This window comes from Cupriavidus sp. 05L310 (assembly GCF_056398185.1).
Genome location: NZ_JBFTOX010000019.1, coordinates 76,773 through 92,944, shown reverse-complemented (window position 1 = coordinate 92,944; position 16,172 = coordinate 76,773). Strand labels below are relative to the sequence as shown.

Sequence of the window (16,172 nt, the reverse complement as noted above, 5' to 3'; positions counted from 1 at the left end):
CTTGCGCCCCGGCGGCCGCATTTTCCGGATTTGCTACTGCGGTTTTATTCTTGGACCATCATGCCGCCGCTTGCCTAGACTGGCTCACCTGGCATCTCGCCAACTCAACCATTGCCAGTCCAAACTCAAGGTGAACGGCTTATGAACCTGCGCGCATTGCTTTCAACACTCCTGACCGCCACGGCGGCGCTAGCCATTGGCGCCGCCCCGGCGCTGGCTGCCGACAAGACCATCAAGGTAGGCGTGCGCGGCGGCGTGGACGAGGAGATCTGGGAGGTGGTCACACAGGTGGCCAAGAAGCAGGGCCTCAATGTGCAGCCGATCGTGATCACCGGCACCGCCAGCCCCAACGAAGCGCTGAACAACGGCGACCTCGACGCCAATGCCTTCCAGCACATCCCCTTCCTGCGCGACCAGGTGAAGCAGCGCGGCTACAAGATCGTGGCGGTGGCGGATACGCTGATCTCGCCGATCGCCTTCTACTCGCGCAAGTACAAGTCGCTGGAATCGCTGCCGCAGGGCGCGCGCCTTGGCATTCCCAACGACCCGAGCAACCAGACCCGCGCGCTGGTGATCCTGCGCGATCACGGCCTGATCAAGCTGCGCGATGGTTTCGACCCCTACACCGGCACTGCCGCGCTGGCCGACGTGACCGCCAACCCGAAGAAGCTGGACCTGGTGGAAAGCGCCTCGGTGGTGCTGGCGCGCTCGTTGCCCGACGTTGACGCCGCGGCGGTGGTCAACACCTTTGCCTACCAGGCCGGCCTGATCGCCACGCGCGACGGCATTGCCGTGGAGAAGAAGGAGCACAACCCCTACGTGAACGTCATCGCGGTACGCGAGCGCGACAAGGCCGCGCCGTGGGTGGCGCCGCTGATCAAGGCGTACCACTCGGACGAGGTGCGCAAGTTCATCCTGACCAAGTTCCAGGGCTCGGTGATTCCGGCGTTCTGAGCTTCGGATTTGCGATTTCCGATTCCCGATTGTTGTTGTTCCTGCAATTCCCAGGAGGATCCTGATCGTGTCACAGGTGCTATCGCTGCAATCCAGTCCGCCGCATATCGTCTTCGCGCATCTCGGCAAGCGCTATGCGGGCGCGCAGGCCCCGGCACTGGAGGATGTTTCCTTCACCGTGGCGCGCGGCGAGATATTCGGCATCATCGGCCGCAGCGGCGCGGGCAAGTCCACGCTGCTGCGCACCATCAATATGCTGGAGCGCCCGGGCACCGGGCAGGTTCGCGTGGATAACGTGGACGTGGGCGGACTCGATGAAAACGGCCTGGTGGCGTTGCGGCGGCGCATCGGCATGATCTTCCAGCATTTCAATCTGCTCTCGGCCAAGACCGTGTTCGAGAACGTTGCCTTGCCCTTGCGCGTGGCGGGCGTGCCGCGCGCGGAGATTGCGCCGCGCGTGATGGCGCTGCTGGAACTGGTGGGGCTGGCCGGCAAGGCGCAGGTCTATCCGGCCACACTCTCGGGCGGGCAGAAGCAGCGCGTGGGCATTGCGCGCGCGCTGGTGCACCGGCCCGAGATCCTGCTGTGCGATGAAGCCACCTCGGCGCTGGATCCCGAAACCACGGAGTCCATCCTGGCGCTGCTGCGCGACATCAATCGCCAGCTGGGCCTGACCGTGGTGCTGATTACGCACGATATGGCGGTGATCCGCCAGGCTTGCGACCGCGTGCTGGTGCTCGACCACGGCCGCGTGGTCGAACTCGGCAACGTGTGGCAGGTATTTGCCGAGCCGCAAGCCGACGCCACGCTGGCTTTGCTGCGGCCGCTGCGGCTGGAGATGCCGGCCCCGGCCGGTGCGAATTCGAATTCCAATGCGGCGTACGCGGGTGCGCGCGCCGGCCATTCCGAGGTACGCGGCTATGCTGCCCATGGTTGACAAGTACATACGCGCACTGGGCGAGACCCTGCTGATGGTGAGCAGTTCGTGCCTGGTGGTCTTCGTGGCGGGCATGGCGCTGGCGATCGTGCTGACGCTGAGCGCGCCGGGCGGCCTGCGGCCCCGGCCGCGGCTGTACCGCGCGCTGTCCGCGCTGGTCAATACCTTCCGCTCGATCCCCTTCATCATCCTGCTGGTGGCGATGCTGCCGGTGACGCGGCTGATCGTCGGCACCACCATGGGCACCTGGGCGGCGGTGGTGCCGCTGAGCGTGCACCTGATTCCCTTCTTCGCGCGCATCGCGCAGGTGAGCCTGAACGAGATCGATCCGGGCTTGATCGAGGCCGCGCGCGCCATGGGCTGCCGGCGCTGGCATATCGTGCGGCACGTGCTGCTGCCCGAGGCGCTGCCGGGTATTGTCGGCGGCGCCACGGTCAGCGTGATCGCCATGATCGGTTCTTCCGCCATGGCCGGCGCGGTGGGCGCCGGCGGCCTTGGCGACCTTGCCATCCGCTATGGCTACGAGCGCTACGAGACCGCGGTGATGTTCAACGTGATCGTTATCCTGGTGGCGCTGGTGACGCTGGTGCAGTTCGGCGGCGAACGGCTGGCACGGCGTTTCGACCACAAGCGCTGATCCGGCCAGCGCGTTCACCCGTCAGCGTACGGTCGAGGCATCCTGCCCGAACAACACGCGCTTCGACGCTTCATCGACTACCGGTGCGGTATTGATCGTCTTCGCCAGCGCGTAGGCGCGTTCGGTGGCGGGGCGCGCCCGTATGCGCGCAAACCAGTTTGCCAGATGCGGGAAGTCATCGAGGTTCTGGCGCTGCCGTTCGTGCGGCACCACCCACGGGTAGCAGGCGATATCCGCTATCGAATATTCGGCACCGCAGATGTATGCATGACCGTCTGCCAGGTGCTTGTTCAGCACACCATACAGCCGCGCCGTTTCCTTCACGTAGCGCTCGATGGCGTAGGGCAGTGGCTCGGGCGCGTATTGCACGAAGTGATGGTTCTGGCCTGCCATCGGCCCGAGCCCGCCCATCTGCCAGAACAGCCATTGCAGCGCCATGTTGCGGCCACGCAGGTCCGCCGGGATGAAGCGCCCGGTCTTGTCGGCCAGGTACAGCAGGATCGCGCCCGACTCGAAAGTGGAGACCGGCTCGCCGCCATCATCGGGCGCCTGGTCGACGATGGCCGGGATGCGGTTGTTCGGGGAGATCTTCAGGAAGGCGGGCTCGAACTGTTCGCCGCGGCTGATATTCACCGGGACCACGCGATAGGGCAGGCCAGCCTCTTCGAGGAACATCGTGATCTTGTGGCCGTTGGGGGTGGTCCAGTAGTACAGATCGATCATGTGGATGGTCCTGTTGTGCCGCATGGCAGGCACGGGGAAACGGGAGGCCTGGACGGGCTTGCATGCAGGTGGATTATAGGATCGCCTCCCTTTCCCTGCTGCGGCCGGGACCAGCCGGCGTGGACTACCGCGGTGGCTGCCGGCATGCGCAGCCCGCTTCGCCGGGCGCTACGGCTCAGTTCGCCAGCGGCGGGCACGGCGCCGGATCGCTGCGCAGCGCCGCCAGCACGCGCGGGTCGCGGCTGGCGCGCAGCAGTAGCAATAGGGCCGCCAGCCCGAGGCCGGCCAGGGTAACGGCGGACGTCGCGGGCATGAGGCCTCTGGCGTGCGTTTGCGCTTATTGACGGTAAGACGGGTCGCTGCGGTCGAGCTGCCGTAGCAGGGCGGCCCAGTGTTTGCGCGTGACCGGTCCGCCAGCATTGTTCACCACCACGTCCGCTACCTTGCGGGCCACCGCATCCGGCGCGATCACCAGCGGCGCGCCACCGGACTGCGCGGCAAGCTGCGCGACGCAGGCACGCTCCAGCATGTGCAGTTCCTGGAAGGCTTGCGCGATGGTAGGCGCGCAAGTCAGCAGGCCGTGGTTGCGCAGGATGAAGATGTCCTTGTCGCCCAGATCCGCCACCAGCCGCGAGCGTTCGTCCAGATCGATGGCGATGCCCTCGTAATCGTGATACGCCACCCGGCCGAAGAAGCGCATGGCGTGCTGCGAGATCATCAGCAGCCCGTCGCGCTGGGCCGAGACGCCGATGCCGGCGGCGGTGTGGGTATGCAGCACGCATCCTACGTCGTGGCGCGCGCCGTGGATGGCGCTGTGGATCACGTAGCCGGCGGGGTTGATGCCAAGGCCGGTGTCGTCGCGCAGGATCCGGCCGTCGATATCGACCTTGACGAGGTTGGACGCAGTGATCTCGTCGAACGTCAGGCCATAGGCATTAATCAGGAAATGTTCGTGCGGACCGGGCACGCGCGCGGAGAAATGGGTGTAGATGTGATCGGTCCAGCGGAACTGCGCCGCCAGCCGGTAGGCCGCCGCCAGCTCCACGCGCACAGCCCATTCATCGGGCGAGACCTCGGTCTGGACAGCGGGGAAGTGCAGGGCGGGAAGGGACTGGCTGGTGTCAAGCCAGGCCAGCTGCGGTTCGGTGACGGCGTTCATGCGGCGCTCCGGCGTATGGGGATGGTGCCGCAACATCATACGGCTGCGGGTCAGGCTTGCCAACGCCGCAATCGGCATATGGAAATGCGCTGGCGGAGCTTGCGCGCGCGGCCGCCGACGCGGCATCCCGTAGAATCCGTTGCAGCGCATGCACAACACATAAAACGAAAAAACAGGAGAGCCCCTTGAAGAAGCCCATTTCCCTGATCGCTGCCGCCGCACTGACGCTGGCCGGCACGCTTGCCCATGCCGCCTACCCCGAGCGGCCCATCAAGCTGATCGTGCCTTTCCCGCCGGGACAGGCCACCGACATCTTCGCGCGCGCGCTGGCCGAGCGCCTGGGCAAGCAGCTTGGCCAGCCGATCGTCGTGGACAACCGCGCCGGTGCCGGCAGCAACCTCGGCATGGAGCTGGCCGCGCACGCCGCGCCCGATGGCTACACGCTGGTCATGGCCGGCAGTGCCATGGCGATCAACCAGACCCTGTACAAGAAGCTGAATTACAACCCGCGCCAGGATTTCCAGCCGATCTCGGGGGTGTTCTCGGTGCCGCTGGTGTTCCTTGCCACGCCGGCTTCGGGCATCGTCTCGCTGCGCGACCTGATCGCCAGGGCCAAGGCCGCACCCGGCAAGTACAGCTACGCCAGCGCCGGCGTGGGCGGTACCCAGCATCTCTCCGCCGAGATGCTCAAGGCCCAGGCCGGCATCTTCATGGTGCACATTCCCTACAAAGGCAGCGGCCCGGCGCAGGCTGACTTCCTTGGCAACCAGATCCCGCTGATGGTGGATTCGGTGACGGCGGCGCTGCCCCTGATCCAGTCAAAGAAGGCCGTGCCGCTGGCGGTGACGGTGGCCAGGCGCACGCCGCAGCTGCCCAATGTGCCCACGGTGCGCGAGGAAGGCGTTGCCGGTTTCGAGGCGCTGGGCTGGGCCATCCTGATGGCGCCCAAGGGCCTGCCGCCCGCGCTGGTGAGCCAGCTCAACGCGGAAACGGTGAAGGCCTTGCAATCGCCGGAGCTGGCGAAGTTCATCACGGACCGCGGCTCGGAACCGATGCCGATGAGCCCGGAGGAAACCGGCAAGTTCCTCGACAGCGAGATTCGCAAGTGGGGCGCGGTGGTGAAGCGTTCCGGGGCGCAGGCAGACTGAGTCGCGCGGGACCAGGAAACGGAATCCTCCGGACTTCCGATTGACGCGCTGCGAAGGGTTCCCTACTCTGGGACAGTGTCCGGCGTTCAGGAGAAGAAGGATGAGAAAAAATGCCTACCCCAAGGCGATCACCGCGCTGCTCCTGGTCGACCCGTACAACGACTTCCTGTCGGACGAAGGCAAGCTCAACCGACCCGCCCGGGCCGTGGCCGATGCCACCGGCACGGTCGGGAATATGCGCCGGGTGCTAGCCGCCGTGCGGGCGGCGGGCATCACGGTCTTCTACGTGCCGCATCACCGCGCCACGCCGGATGATTTTGCCGGATGGAAGCACCTGTCGCCCTACATGGCCGGCGCGCATCGCGTGCAGCCTTTCGCGGCAGGGTCCTGGGGTGGCGAATGGCATCCCGATTTCATGCCGCAACCGCAAGACGTCATGGCCACCGAACATTTCGGCTCCAGCGGCTTTGCCAACACCGACCTTGACCATCAGCTCCGGCGGCGTGGCATGGAGCATCTGATCGTGATCGGCATGCTGGCGAACACCTGCATCGAGACCACCGCGAAATTCGGCGCCGAGCTTGGCTACCACATCACGCTGGTAAAGGACGCGACCGCGGCGTTTTCCCCGGAAGCCATGCATGCCGCCCACGAGATCAACGGCCCGACGTATGCCCACGTGATCCTGACGACGGACGAACTGCTGCCGCAACTGCAGGCAGCGGGCTAAAAGCGCGATGCAGCGGGGGTGCTCCGGCGCAGCTATGCGACGGCGTCTCTCGCCATCCTGCGACGGCAATGCGCCATGGCCCGGACGATGTGCTCCCGGACCATGTAGATGCTGAGGCAATCGGCGACTTCAGCACGCGTCACGCCTTCCACCTTGCGTATGCCCGTGGCGTGCTACAGCGCACGCACAGGAATGCACAGCTCGCAGGTCAGCACCCCCGTGCGCCGGTCCAGCGCGGACACTGCCGAGAACCGCTCGAAGCACGGGCGCTCGTCGCATTGCAGGCCGCTCGACGGCAGCCATTCCCGGGTCAGCCACATCCACGCCTCGCCGATGGTGGCAGGGGCGCCGCTGAATGGCGCCACGGCGTAGCGTCCGCCCGGCAGGACGGCAATGCTGGCCTGGCCGCCGGGCTGGAACGCTTCCGGTACCGCCACGCAGGCGTCGTAGCGGCACTTGTCCGGCGGCGTAATGCCCGGGGCGTCGTGGCCGATGCCATAACACGTCTGCTCACCCAGGCCGTTGGCATGCATCCATGGCGCGACGGCTTCGCGCCAGAACGTGCCGATCGCCGGGCCGTAGGGACCGATGTGGCGCTGGTAGGCGACACGTACCTCGGGTAGATCGATGATGCGGACTTCCATATTGCGCTCTCCATGTGCTTGGTGGGAGCCGCCATGGTCGGTGAATGCACGGCCGTCCACCTGACTGGCATTGCGCAGGACCTGATCCGGATTGCTATCCGGATTGCCATGGCGGTTGGCATGGCGCTCGCGTGCCGCCGCCATTTGCTCGGCCCGGTGTTGCGCCGCGCCAGCGCGCCAGGCCGACGGCGTGCAGCCAAACCTGAGCTTGAAGGCGCGCGCAAATGCCTCGCCTGACCCGAATCCCGTGGCCAGTGCGATTTCCAGCACCGAGGCCTCCGGTTTGCAGGACAAGTGAAATGCCGCGGATTCGAGCCGGCGCCGGCGCGCGTAGTCGCCCAGCGTCTCACCCATCCATGCCGCGAACACGCGATGAAAATGGAATCGGGAAAAATTCGCCACATCCGCCAGTTGCGCCAGGTCGAGCGCCGTGTCCAGATGCTGGTCGATATAGTCGAGCACGCGGTTCATGCGCCGCGCGTACTCTGCGCGATGGATGCGCGGCAGCGGTGGGTCGGACGGGTCGGTAGATGCCATGGCTGCGGATTATGGCATGGTGGCGATGCGCACAAACCGTCGCGGGCATGGGAAACGCCCCGCGCGAGGCGGGGCGTTTCAACCTTTCAGCCTTTCAGCCGATCGACCCTTCAGCCAGCCACGCGCGCTGTCGCACGCGAGCCAGCGCGGGCTGTCATGCCAGGTCAGGCGAGCGCGGGGTAGTCGATATAGCCTTCGGCGCCCGGATGGTAGTAGGTCGCTGGCTGCGGCGCGTTCAGCGGCGCGTCGATCTGCAGGCGGCGCGGAAGGTCGGGGTTGGCGATGAACAACTGGCCAAAGGCCACGGCATCGGCTTCGCCGGCTTGCAGCACATGCTCGGCCGTTTCCTTGGTCATCTGTTCGTTGGCGATATAGACGCCGCCGAAGGCCTTCTTCAGCGCGGGGCCGAGGCGGTTGTCGCCGAGCGCTTCACGCGAGCAGATAAAGGCGATGCCGCGCTTGCCGAGTTCGCGGGCCACATAGCCGAAGGTGGCGCCCAGGTCCGAGTCGCCCATGTCGTGGGCATCGGCGCGCGGCGCCAGGTGCACGCCCACGCGCGATGCGCCCCATACGTCGATGCAGGCGTCGGTCACTTCCAGCAGCAGGCGGGCGCGGTTCTCGATCGGGCCGCCGTAAGCGTCGGTGCGCTTGTTGGTGCTGTCCTGCAGGAACTGGTCGAGCAGGTAGCCGTTGGCGCCGTGCACTTCCACGCCGTCGAAGCCGGCGGCCTTGGCATTTTGCGCGCCGTGGCGGTAGGCCGCGACGATGCCCGGGATCTCATCGGTTTCCAGCGCGCGCGGCGTGACATACGGGCGCTTGGGGCGCACCAGGCTGACATTGCCCGCGGCCGCGATGGCGCTGGGCGCCACCGGCAGCTCGCCGTCGAGGAAGACGGGGTCGGAAATGCGGCCCACGTGCCATAGCTGCAGGAAGATGCGGCCGCCGGCGGCGTGCACGGCATCGGTCACTACCTTCCAGCCGGCCACTTGTTCGTCGGACCAGATGCCCGGGGTGTCGGCGTAGCCCACGCCTTGCGGGGTGACGGAAGTGGCTTCGCTGAGGATCAGGCCCGCCGAAGCGCGCTGCACGTAGTACTCGGCCATCAGGGCATTGGGCACGCGGCCGCCGCCCACCGCGCGCGAACGCGTCAGGGGCGCCATGATGACGCGGTTGGGAAGATCGAGGTCGCCGATACGGATCGGATCAAAGAGTGTAGGCATGGCTATTGGTCTTGGTACCGAAAAGGGTGGAGGAGGATGACGCACCACGGACTTGGTGCGGCTTCGGGCGCTTGCGCGCCGCCAGGTTTCACAGATCGCTATGCATGTGATCCAGAAAAGCCTGGATGGTCACTTCGTTGCGCTTGAAAAAAATCCATTGGCCAACCCGCTTGGACGTCACCAGGTCGGCGCGCTGCAGCGTGGCGAGATGCGCCGACACGGTGGACTGCGACAAGCCCGTGCGCGCGTCGATCAGGCCCGCGCAGACGCCCAGCTCAAGCGGGTAGTCCTGTATGGCGAAGTTCTCCTGCGGCGATTTCAGCCAGGCCAGGATATTGCGCCGCACCGGGTTTGCCAGCGCTTTGTGGATGGCGTCGATGTCGATCGGGTTTGAGTCGGAACTCGCGTCGGGGGTGGCTTCAGGGTTCACTGCTGTCACGGAAGGGATCGTTGTTTCGCAGACTGGCGAAACAAATATCTGCTTCTCACAAAATTAATATCGTGACTATACGATATGTGTCGGGACTTTGCCGGAGGGGCGAAAACATCACCAATTGGCCCCATTCCGGGAAAGGTTTTAGCGAAACCCAATCTGGTTGCTTTAAGAAACCATGAAGGTTAGACTTCACTTGGTTTTTTTACAAAACCAGATGGAGCCCGTCATGACTTTTAACCCAGGAAGCGCAGCCGCATTGCGTGCGGCAGCGCCTTCGATGCCTTCTTCGCTGGTCTGGCTGTTCGCGCTGGCTGGCGGCCTCAGCGTGGCCAACGTCTACTACGCGCAGCCCTTGCTCGATGCCATGGCGCATGAATTCGGCTTCGGCACCGGCGCGGCAGGCATCGTGGTCACAGCCACGCAGGCGGGCTGCGCGCTGGCGCTGCTGTTGCTGGTGCCCGTGGGTGACCTGGTCGACCGGCGCCGCCTGATACTGCTGCAATTGTTGTTGCTGGCGATGGCGTTGGCCCTGGTGGCCCTGGCTTCCTCGCGCGTTGCCTTGCTGGCCGGCATGCTCGCCGTGGGCTTGCTGGGCACGGCCATGACGCAAGGCCTGATCGCGTTCGCCGCCACGCTGGCCGCGCCCGCCGAACGCGGCCGCGTGGTAGGCGCGGCGCAGGGCGGCGTGGTGGTCGGGTTGCTGCTGGCGCGGGCCCTGGCGGGCGCGCTGGGTGACCTGGCCGGCTGGCGTGCCGTGTATGTGGTCTCGGGCGTGCTGGCGCTGCTGATGATCGCCGTGCTGGCGCGCCGCCTGCCGCATCGGCACGGCGCGCCGTTGCGCATGAGTTATGCGCGCCTGCTGGGCTCGATGTTCACGCTGCTGGCGCACGAGCGCACGCTGCAGATCCGCGGGGTACTCGCCATGCTGATGTTCGCCGCCTTCAGCGTGTTCTGGACCGCGCTGGTGTTTCCGCTGAGCGCGCCGCCGTATTCGATGTCGCATACGGCCATCGGCGCCTTCGGGCTGGTGGGGGCGGCGGGCGCGCTGGCGGCGGCGCGTGCCGGCCACCTTGCGGATCGCGGGCTGGGCCAGGCGACGACCGGCGCTGCGCTGGTGTTGCTACTGGCCTGCTGGCTGCCGCTGGGTTTCGCGCAGCAATCGCTGTGGCTGCTGGTGGCCGGCGTCATTGTGCTGGACCTTGCCGGGCAGGCCATCCATGTCACCAACCAGAGCCTGGTGTTTCGCGTACAGCCGGAAGCGCACAGCCGGCTGGTGGGCTGTTACATGTTGTTCTATGCGCTAGGCAGCGGCGCCGGCTCGATCGCCTCGACCCACGTCTATGCGCGCGCCGGATGGTCCGGCGTGTGTGTGCTGGGCGCCGCCATCAGCGCCGCTGCGCTGGTGTTCTGGGCCCTGACCTTGCGCGCGATGCCCCGGCCGCTTGAATAGCAATCCCCCCGTTTGCGTGGTAATCCGGCAGGAACTTTCATTTTGCTTGCGGATCCAGTATGGAAATCGGGCTGATCACGTCAACCAAAACCCGCCCGCTCGCGTAAGAGCGGTGTCACCTACAGGTGTTCGAGATCAGGCAGGCTATCCATGACCTTCAGCTTTTCACGTGTGATGCCGGTGTTGCTGCTGGCTGCTGCCGCCGGCCTGCTGGGCGCGTGCGCGCAGGGCGGCGGCGCGCCGGACAGCGGCAGCGCCGCGGCGACCCTGAAACCGGCCGACCTGCACTGGCTCAACACCGTCACCTTCGGCGCCAACCAGGCCAGCATCGAACGGCTGCGCAAGCTGGGCCGCGAACGTTATCTCGATGAACAGCTCAAGGCGCCCGCCACCGATGCCGGCGAACTCGCCGCCACCATCGGCGCGCTGAGCATTGCACAGCAAAGCGGCGAGCAAAGGCTGCGCAGCGTGCGCGCCGAGCAGCAGCGCATCAATACGCTCACGGACGATGACGAAAAGCAAAAGGCGCGCGATGCGCTGAACCGCGGCGGCAACGAGGTGCTGCTCGATACCAGCCGGCGCCATCTGTTGCGCGCGCTTTACTCCACAGCGCAGTTGCGCGAGCAGATGACATGGTTCTGGATGAATCACTTCAGCGTGTACTCCGGCAAAGGCTCGATACGCTGGGTGCTGGCCGACTACGAAGACAAGGCAATACGCCCGCGTGCGCTGGGCAAGTTCCGCGACCTGCTGATGGCCACGGTGACCGCGCCGGCCATGCTGGAGTACCTGGACAACGCGCAGAGCGCGGTCGACCGCATCAACGAGAACTACGCGCGCGAGCTGATGGAATTGCATACGCTGGGCGTGTCCGGCGGCGCAAGCGGTTCGCGCTATTCGCAGCAGGACGTGCAGGAACTGGCCCGCGTGCTGACCGGACTGGGCATCAATGCCAGCGGCCAGCCGCCGAAGCTGCCGCCGCAAAAGCAGGCGCTCTACCGCGCCGATGGCGTATTCGAGTTCAATCCGGGCCGGCATGATTCCGGGCCCAAGACGCTGCTCGGCCATCGTATCGAGCCGACCGGGTTCCACGAGGTGGAGCAAGCCGTGGACATTCTCAGCCGCGAGCCCGCCACGGCGCGTTTTATCTCCTACAAGCTCGCCGCGCATTTCGTTGGTGATGCGCCGCCGCCATCGCTGGTCAACCGCATGGCGGCCACGTTCGTGCAGAGCGACGGCGATATCGCGGCGGTGCTGCGCACGCTGTTCCTGTCGCCGGAGCTGAACGCAACGCTGGCCTCGGGCAACCGCAAGTTCAAGGATCCGATGCAGTTCGTGGCCTCGTCGCTGCGGCTGGCCTACGACGGCCGCATGGTGGCCAACCTGCGCCCGGCCATCGCCTGGCTCAACCAGCTGGGCGAGCCGCTTTATGGCCGCATCACGCCGGACGGTTTCCCCGCCGCGGAAAGCGCGTGGGCCAGCTCGGGGCAGATGGTCAAGCGCTTCGAGATTGCCCGCGCGATCGGTTCCGGGCAGGTTGGCCTTTTCTCCAAGGATGATGGCAAGCCGGCCGAGCGCACCGGGTTTCCGCAACTCGGCAACCGCGTGTTTTTCGACAGCATCGAACCCACCCTCGGGCCCGCCACGCGCACCGCGATGACGCAGGCAGCTTCGCAGGCGGAGTGGAACACCATCCTGCTTTCCTCGCCCGAGTGGATGCAGGAATGAGAGGCCCTGCCCTGGATCAAGGAGCGACCCATGCAACGACGTGAATGGCTAAAGGGCGCCGGGCTGGCGGGACTGGCTGCGCTGGCACCCGGCATTGCCTCGCGCGCCTACGCGCTGCCGCAGCAGGCCGATGCGCGTTTCCTGCTGGTGTTCCTGCGCGGCGGCTACGATGCCACCAATGTGCTGGTGCCGGCAGGCAGTGATTTCTACTACGCGTCGCGTCCGAATATCGCCATCGCCAGGCCGGCTGCGCAGGGCGCCCCGGCCGATCCGCGCGCCGCGCTGTCGCTGGCGGCGGCCTTCGATGGCGGCGCGGACCGGGGCATCGACACGTGGGCGCTGCATCCCGCGCTCAAGGACAGCCTGCTGCCCTTGTGGCAGAAGCAGCAGCTTGCCTTTGTGCCCTTTGCCGGCACGGCGGACTCCTCGCGCAGCCACTTCGAGACGCAGGACAGTATCGAGGCGGGTTTGCCGCTGGCTGCGAACGGAAAGGGCAACGGCCGCGCCGATCCCTCGCTGCGCGGCACCGGCTTTCTCAACCGGCTCGCCGAGTCCATGGGCGGACGCGCCGCGCCGGTAGCCTTTACCGACGGCCTGCCGATGGTGCTCAGCGGTGCGCTCAGTGTGCCCAATGTCTCGCTCAAAGGCACCGGGCGCACGCCCTTCGACGAACGCCAGACACGCGTGCTGGCGCAGATGTACCGCGGCACGCGTTTCGAGTCGCTGATCAACGAGGGCTTCGAGCTGCGGCAGACCGTGGCGCAGGAGGCCGAGGCCATGCAACGCCGCAACAGCATGATGGCCGCGAACCTGCCCGCGCAGCCCGAGCCCGACATGGCCAGCCGCATGCAGGAAATGCAGGCGGCCAACCGGCGCGCGCTCAGCGCCAAGGGTTTCGAACTGGAAGCGCGGCGCATGGCCAGCCTGATGCGCGAGCGCTTCAACCTGGGCTTTATCGACGTGGGCGGCTGGGATACGCATGTGAACCAGGGCGGTGCGCAGGGGCAACTGGCCAACCTGCTGGACAACCTGGGGCGCGGCGTCGCCGGCTTTGCCGATGAGATCGGCCCGGTGTGGAGCAAGACCACGGTGGTGGTGGTCTCCGAGTTCGGCCGCACCTTCCGCGAGAACGGCACGCGCGGCACCGACCATGGCCACGGCACCGTGTACTGGGTGGCCGGCGGCGCGGTGCGCGGCGGGCGCATAGCCGGCGAGCAGGTGGCGGTAGAGCAGCGCACGCTGAACCAGAATCGCGACTGGCCCGTGCTCAACGAATACCGCGCCATGCTGGGCGGCCTGTTCAGGCGCCTCTACGGGCTGGACGATGCGCGCCTGGCGCATGTGTTTCCCGATACCCGCGCGGTGGATATCGGGCTGCTCTAGCCGCTTCATCCCCTGGCCGGCAGCACCGGCCGCCCGATCTTGCCCGCGATGCGGCCGGTCACGATCCAGTAGCTTCCAGCGCTGCCTGCAGCCTCTCCATTTCCGCCATCATCTCCGCCGTGAACTCCGGTCCTTCCCATGCCCGATAATCCTGCCGCGCATAGGCCAGCGCATTCTTGTAATACAAAAACGCATTGAGCCGGTTGCGCACATAGTTGTTCTGCGTGCGCGTGACCTTGCCGGGGCTGCCCATCACGATGGAATTGGGCGGAATCACGGTGCCCTCCTTGAGGAAAGCATGTCCGGCGACGATGCAGTTATCGCCGATTACGCAGCCATCCATGATGGTGGCGTTGATGCCGATCAGGCAGTTGTCGCCGATCGTGCATCCGTGGATCGTGCAGTGATGCGTGATGGAGCAATGGCTGCCGATGATGGTTGGCGAGCGGTCGCCGATATGCAGCATCGCGAAGTCCTGGATATTGGTGTAGGCGCCGATCACGATTTCCCTGCTCTCGGCGCGCGCGGCGACATGGATCCAGATTGATGCGCCCTCGTGGATGGTGATCTTGCCATAGAGGTAGGCCGATTCGTGCACGTAGGCGGTGGGATGCAAGCGCACATCGGGTCCGATGACTGCCATGACTGTCTCCTTGAATTATTCTTTTGAATGCGGAGATTGTACGTGGATGCGCTCACGCGCTTTCGCGCGGCACGCTGCGAAAGCCCAGGCTCCCCTGGCGCAAAAAGCAGGGAAACCGGGCCGAAGCGCCCGCGTCTGGCCGCACTTTCACCTGGCCGCGGCTGGTCCTATGCTATGCAGACGCAGCCGTTACCGCGGAGTCCGCCGTGCCCGTCCATCGTTCGTTTGTTTCCGTGCGGATCGCCATGATTGCGCTCGCCGGCGCCGCCATGCTGGCCTGGCCCGCGCGCGGCGGCGATAACGACAAGGAAAACCGTGGCCGCGATCCCTTCTTCCAGATCTCTTCGCGCATCGCCGGTTGCCCGGAGCCGCTCGGGCCCCGCGTGGACGAGGCGCAATGGCGGCGCGATGCCCATCACCGGATCGAAGATGGCAACCACTGCTATGTGGAAGGCCGCTGCCGCCTCGCCAATTCCTACCAGTACGAGAAGGAGATCGTGGAAAGCACGCGCCGCCGCCTGCAGTCGCTGTCGCTCGCCATGCCGGGCTGGCAGGATTCCACGCTGTGGCTCACAGTGCGGGGGCGCTGGCTGCTGGTGCAGGGCTGCGTGGGACGTGGCTTCGCGCATCAGCCGTTCATGGCGGCGCTGCGCGAGGTGGCGGATGTGGAGATCGTGATAGACCAGACCACCGACGATCCTGCGCGCGGGGTGCCTTACCCCTTGTTCGGTGACCGCCAGGGCGTGGCGGCGCCGGCCCGGCCGCAATCCGCTGGCGGGCAGAAGTAAGCACTTTCTTGCCGTGCATGGATGCTTCCGTTCCGGTGTCTGTCCCGGTTGTGGGCCGCGATGCCAAGTGCTACCTTCGGGGCATGCTGGTGGCCCGGCCGGGCCGAAATCCCTCTATCCAGGGGGATCGCCAGCGCGAGGTTTCTGGCTTGGGACAAGACATGACCGCTCACCCTTACGGGCCGACGCGCGCCTTCCGAAGACTGGGCGCGGTGTTATTTCCACTGCTGTTATGCGGGCTTCCCGATGAAGGGATGGCTCAGCAAGGGCAAACCGGCAGCGCAGCGCCCGAGGGCATCCCCGGCACCATCTGCGACGCGCCCTGGTTCCAGTCGGGGGCGCGCGCGCAGATGGAGGCCAGTGGCGACATGCCGATGTCGATCACCATGACCATCCGGCATCCTTCGATCACGGAGAAGGGCTGCAGCGCATGGCTGTCGATCCATTCCAAGTCGGCGCTGGCGGCCATGATGGGCCCGCCGGTGGTCATGGACCAGGTGCACAGGATGAGCTTTGACCGGGGCGCTACGCCCGGCGCGGTGGCCACGGTGAGCAGCCAGCGCGCCACCATCAATGCGCAGGCGCGCTATACGCGCCTGTTCGGGCAGGCCTCGTTCCAGGGCAAGGGCGTGCTGAGCTATGCGGGCCTGGCCATCAGGGAGGGCGTCGTGCTGCCTGGCGAGACCCTCAGTTCCAGCCTGGACCTGGAGATACATAGCCTGGCAACGGACGAGATGGTCACCACCATTCGGGCCCCCTCGGCCTCGGTCTCCATCGGCGAGCGCCGGGTCGGCCGCGCGCAATCCATCGAGACCGCGATGGGACGCCGCGAATGCATGCCCATCACCTATGAGAAGCGATCCTCGCTGGGGCCATTGATGATGGGAGACGACCTCATCCAGACCGAGCCGACGATCATGAACGTCACCGACTGGTACTGTCCGACCGAGGCGTTCGTGCTGCGTACGGAAGTGCGCCAGAAGGGGAAGGTCGAGCGGATCGATACGACGGCGATTGGCCTGGATGAGGATGCGCCGTGATCCGGGAAGCAAGAC

The 16,172-nt window shown here is 66.2% G+C and carries 17 protein-coding genes; 10 read left to right on the top strand and 7 right to left on the bottom strand.

Annotated features, from left to right (window positions below; translation table 11 throughout):
• The first annotated feature begins 141 nt into the window (after positions 1-141).
• The 3 genes from AC1DS6_RS16010 (at position 142) to AC1DS6_RS16000 (ending at position 2,528) form a co-directional block, all read left to right on the top strand.
• Positions 142-954 (top strand): MetQ/NlpA family ABC transporter substrate-binding protein, encoded by an 813-nt coding sequence (locus AC1DS6_RS16010; protein ID WP_441627659.1) that lies wholly within the window; start codon positions 142-144, stop codon positions 952-954.
• Positions 955-1,015: 61 nt separating this feature from the next.
• Positions 1,016-1,891 carry a methionine ABC transporter ATP-binding protein gene (locus tag AC1DS6_RS16005; protein ID WP_441627724.1) on the top strand — a complete coding sequence of 292 codons (876 nt, stop codon included), beginning with the start codon at positions 1,016-1,018 and terminating at the stop codon, positions 1,889-1,891.
• Positions 1,884-2,528 (top strand): methionine ABC transporter permease, encoded by a 645-nt coding sequence (locus tag AC1DS6_RS16000; protein WP_441627722.1) that lies wholly within the window; start codon positions 1,884-1,886, stop codon positions 2,526-2,528. The genes AC1DS6_RS16005 and AC1DS6_RS16000 overlap by 8 nt, the downstream gene beginning before the upstream one ends.
• Positions 2,529-2,549: 21 nt before the next feature.
• Here the strand turns inward: AC1DS6_RS16000 and AC1DS6_RS15995 are convergent, their stop codons facing one another.
• The 3 genes from AC1DS6_RS15995 to AC1DS6_RS15985 all read right to left on the bottom strand — a co-directional run bounded on the left by AC1DS6_RS15995 (position 2,550) and on the right by AC1DS6_RS15985 (position 4,410).
• Positions 2,550-3,251 carry a glutathione binding-like protein gene (locus tag AC1DS6_RS15995; RefSeq protein ID WP_477102705.1) on the bottom strand — a complete coding sequence of 234 codons (702 nt, stop codon included), beginning with the start codon at positions 3,249-3,251 and terminating at the stop codon, positions 2,550-2,552.
• A gap of 175 nt (positions 3,252-3,426) precedes the next feature.
• Entirely contained in the window at positions 3,427-3,564 is a 138-nt protein-coding gene (locus AC1DS6_RS15990; RefSeq protein WP_156177034.1) for a hypothetical protein, read from the bottom strand.
• Between the two features lie 24 nt (positions 3,565-3,588).
• The gene (locus AC1DS6_RS15985) at positions 3,589-4,410 is read right to left on the bottom strand and encodes a class II aldolase/adducin family protein (RefSeq protein ID WP_441627653.1); all 822 of its coding nucleotides are present in this window, start codon (positions 4,408-4,410) and stop codon (positions 3,589-3,591) included.
• A 185-nt stretch (positions 4,411-4,595) separates the two neighbouring features.
• On the opposite strand from AC1DS6_RS15985, the gene AC1DS6_RS15980 reads away from it, so the two are divergent.
• Both AC1DS6_RS15980 and AC1DS6_RS15975 read left to right on the top strand, forming a co-directional pair.
• On the top strand, positions 4,596-5,558 hold the full coding sequence (locus tag AC1DS6_RS15980) for a tripartite tricarboxylate transporter substrate binding protein (protein WP_477102704.1): 963 nt from the start codon (positions 4,596-4,598) through the stop codon (positions 5,556-5,558).
• Between the two features lie 100 nt (positions 5,559-5,658).
• Positions 5,659-6,288: a cysteine hydrolase family protein gene (locus AC1DS6_RS15975; RefSeq protein WP_441627649.1), complete on the top strand. Its 630-nt coding sequence runs from the start codon at positions 5,659-5,661 to the stop codon at positions 6,286-6,288.
• 173 nt (positions 6,289-6,461) lie between these two features.
• On the opposite strand, the gene AC1DS6_RS15970 is transcribed toward AC1DS6_RS15975, so the two are convergent.
• The 3 genes from AC1DS6_RS15970 to AC1DS6_RS15960 all read right to left on the bottom strand — a co-directional run bounded on the left by AC1DS6_RS15970 (position 6,462) and on the right by AC1DS6_RS15960 (position 9,074).
• The gene (locus AC1DS6_RS15970) at positions 6,462-7,469 is read right to left on the bottom strand and encodes an AraC family transcriptional regulator (RefSeq protein WP_477102703.1); all 1,008 of its coding nucleotides are present in this window, start codon (positions 7,467-7,469) and stop codon (positions 6,462-6,464) included.
• 164 nt (positions 7,470-7,633) lie between these two features.
• Positions 7,634-8,689 (bottom strand): alkene reductase, encoded by a 1,056-nt coding sequence (locus tag AC1DS6_RS15965; RefSeq protein ID WP_276291065.1) that lies wholly within the window; start codon positions 8,687-8,689, stop codon positions 7,634-7,636.
• 88 nt (positions 8,690-8,777) lie between these two features.
• A complete protein-coding gene (locus tag AC1DS6_RS15960) occupies positions 8,778-9,074 on the bottom strand; it encodes an ArsR/SmtB family transcription factor (protein WP_276291090.1) in 297 nt (98 codons plus the stop codon).
• Positions 9,075-9,351: 277 nt separating this feature from the next.
• Between AC1DS6_RS15960 and AC1DS6_RS15955 the strand changes: the two genes are divergently transcribed.
• The 3 genes from AC1DS6_RS15955 (at position 9,352) to AC1DS6_RS15945 (ending at position 13,686) form a co-directional block, all read left to right on the top strand.
• Positions 9,352-10,575: an MFS transporter gene (locus AC1DS6_RS15955; protein ID WP_477102702.1), complete on the top strand. Its 1,224-nt coding sequence runs from the start codon at positions 9,352-9,354 to the stop codon at positions 10,573-10,575.
• Between the two features lie 150 nt (positions 10,576-10,725).
• Complete coding sequence (locus AC1DS6_RS15950; protein ID WP_477102701.1) at positions 10,726-12,303, top strand: DUF1800 domain-containing protein; 1,578 nt, start codon at positions 10,726-10,728, stop codon at positions 12,301-12,303.
• 30 nt (positions 12,304-12,333) lie between these two features.
• Complete coding sequence (locus tag AC1DS6_RS15945) at positions 12,334-13,686, top strand: DUF1501 domain-containing protein (RefSeq protein ID WP_441627639.1); 1,353 nt, start codon at positions 12,334-12,336, stop codon at positions 13,684-13,686.
• Positions 13,687-13,744: 58 nt separating this feature from the next.
• Here the strand turns inward: AC1DS6_RS15945 and AC1DS6_RS15940 are convergent, their stop codons facing one another.
• Positions 13,745-14,329, bottom strand: coding sequence for a gamma carbonic anhydrase family protein (locus tag AC1DS6_RS15940; RefSeq protein ID WP_441627637.1), 585 nt, complete (start codon positions 14,327-14,329; stop codon positions 13,745-13,747).
• Positions 14,330-14,598: 269 nt separating this feature from the next.
• Here AC1DS6_RS15940 and AC1DS6_RS15935 point away from each other — a divergent pair, with 269 nt between their 5' ends.
• Together AC1DS6_RS15935 and AC1DS6_RS15930 are read left to right on the top strand one after the other, a co-directional pair.
• Positions 14,599-15,117: a BON domain-containing protein gene (locus tag AC1DS6_RS15935; RefSeq protein WP_441627719.1), complete on the top strand. Its 519-nt coding sequence runs from the start codon at positions 14,599-14,601 to the stop codon at positions 15,115-15,117.
• Between the two features lie 161 nt (positions 15,118-15,278).
• Entirely contained in the window at positions 15,279-16,157 is an 879-nt protein-coding gene (locus tag AC1DS6_RS15930) for a hypothetical protein (protein ID WP_477102700.1), read from the top strand.
• Positions 16,158-16,172 lie beyond the last annotated feature (15 nt).

Bases quoted from the DNA above. Each gene is read 5' to 3' on its own strand.
- AC1DS6_RS16010 (WP_441627659.1), top strand. From the start codon at position 142: ATGAACCTGCGCGCATTGCTTTCAACACTCCTGACCGCCACGGCGGCG.
- AC1DS6_RS16000 (WP_441627722.1), top strand. From the start codon at position 1,884: ATGGTTGACAAGTACATACGCGCACTGGGCGAGACCCTGCTGATGGTG.
- AC1DS6_RS15995 (WP_477102705.1), bottom strand. From the start codon at position 3,251: ATGATCGATCTGTACTACTGGACCACCCCCAACGGCCACAAGATCACG.
- AC1DS6_RS15990 (WP_156177034.1), bottom strand. From the start codon at position 3,564: ATGCCCGCGACGTCCGCCGTTACCCTGGCCGGCCTCGGGCTGGCGGCC.
- AC1DS6_RS15985 (WP_441627653.1), bottom strand. From the start codon at position 4,410: ATGAACGCCGTCACCGAACCGCAGCTGGCCTGGCTTGACACCAGCCAG.
- AC1DS6_RS15975 (WP_441627649.1), top strand. From the start codon at position 5,659: ATGAGAAAAAATGCCTACCCCAAGGCGATCACCGCGCTGCTCCTGGTC.
- AC1DS6_RS15970 (WP_477102703.1), bottom strand. From the start codon at position 7,469: ATGGCATCTACCGACCCGTCCGACCCACCGCTGCCGCGCATCCATCGC.
- AC1DS6_RS15965 (WP_276291065.1), bottom strand. From the start codon at position 8,689: ATGCCTACACTCTTTGATCCGATCCGTATCGGCGACCTCGATCTTCCC.
- AC1DS6_RS15955 (WP_477102702.1), top strand. From the start codon at position 9,352: ATGACTTTTAACCCAGGAAGCGCAGCCGCATTGCGTGCGGCAGCGCCT.
- AC1DS6_RS15950 (WP_477102701.1), top strand. From the start codon at position 10,726: ATGACCTTCAGCTTTTCACGTGTGATGCCGGTGTTGCTGCTGGCTGCT.
- AC1DS6_RS15945 (WP_441627639.1), top strand. From the start codon at position 12,334: ATGCAACGACGTGAATGGCTAAAGGGCGCCGGGCTGGCGGGACTGGCT.
- AC1DS6_RS15940 (WP_441627637.1), bottom strand. From the start codon at position 14,329: ATGGCAGTCATCGGACCCGATGTGCGCTTGCATCCCACCGCCTACGTG.
- AC1DS6_RS15935 (WP_441627719.1), top strand. From the start codon at position 14,599: ATGCTGGCCTGGCCCGCGCGCGGCGGCGATAACGACAAGGAAAACCGT.
- AC1DS6_RS15930 (WP_477102700.1), top strand. From the start codon at position 15,279: ATGACCGCTCACCCTTACGGGCCGACGCGCGCCTTCCGAAGACTGGGC.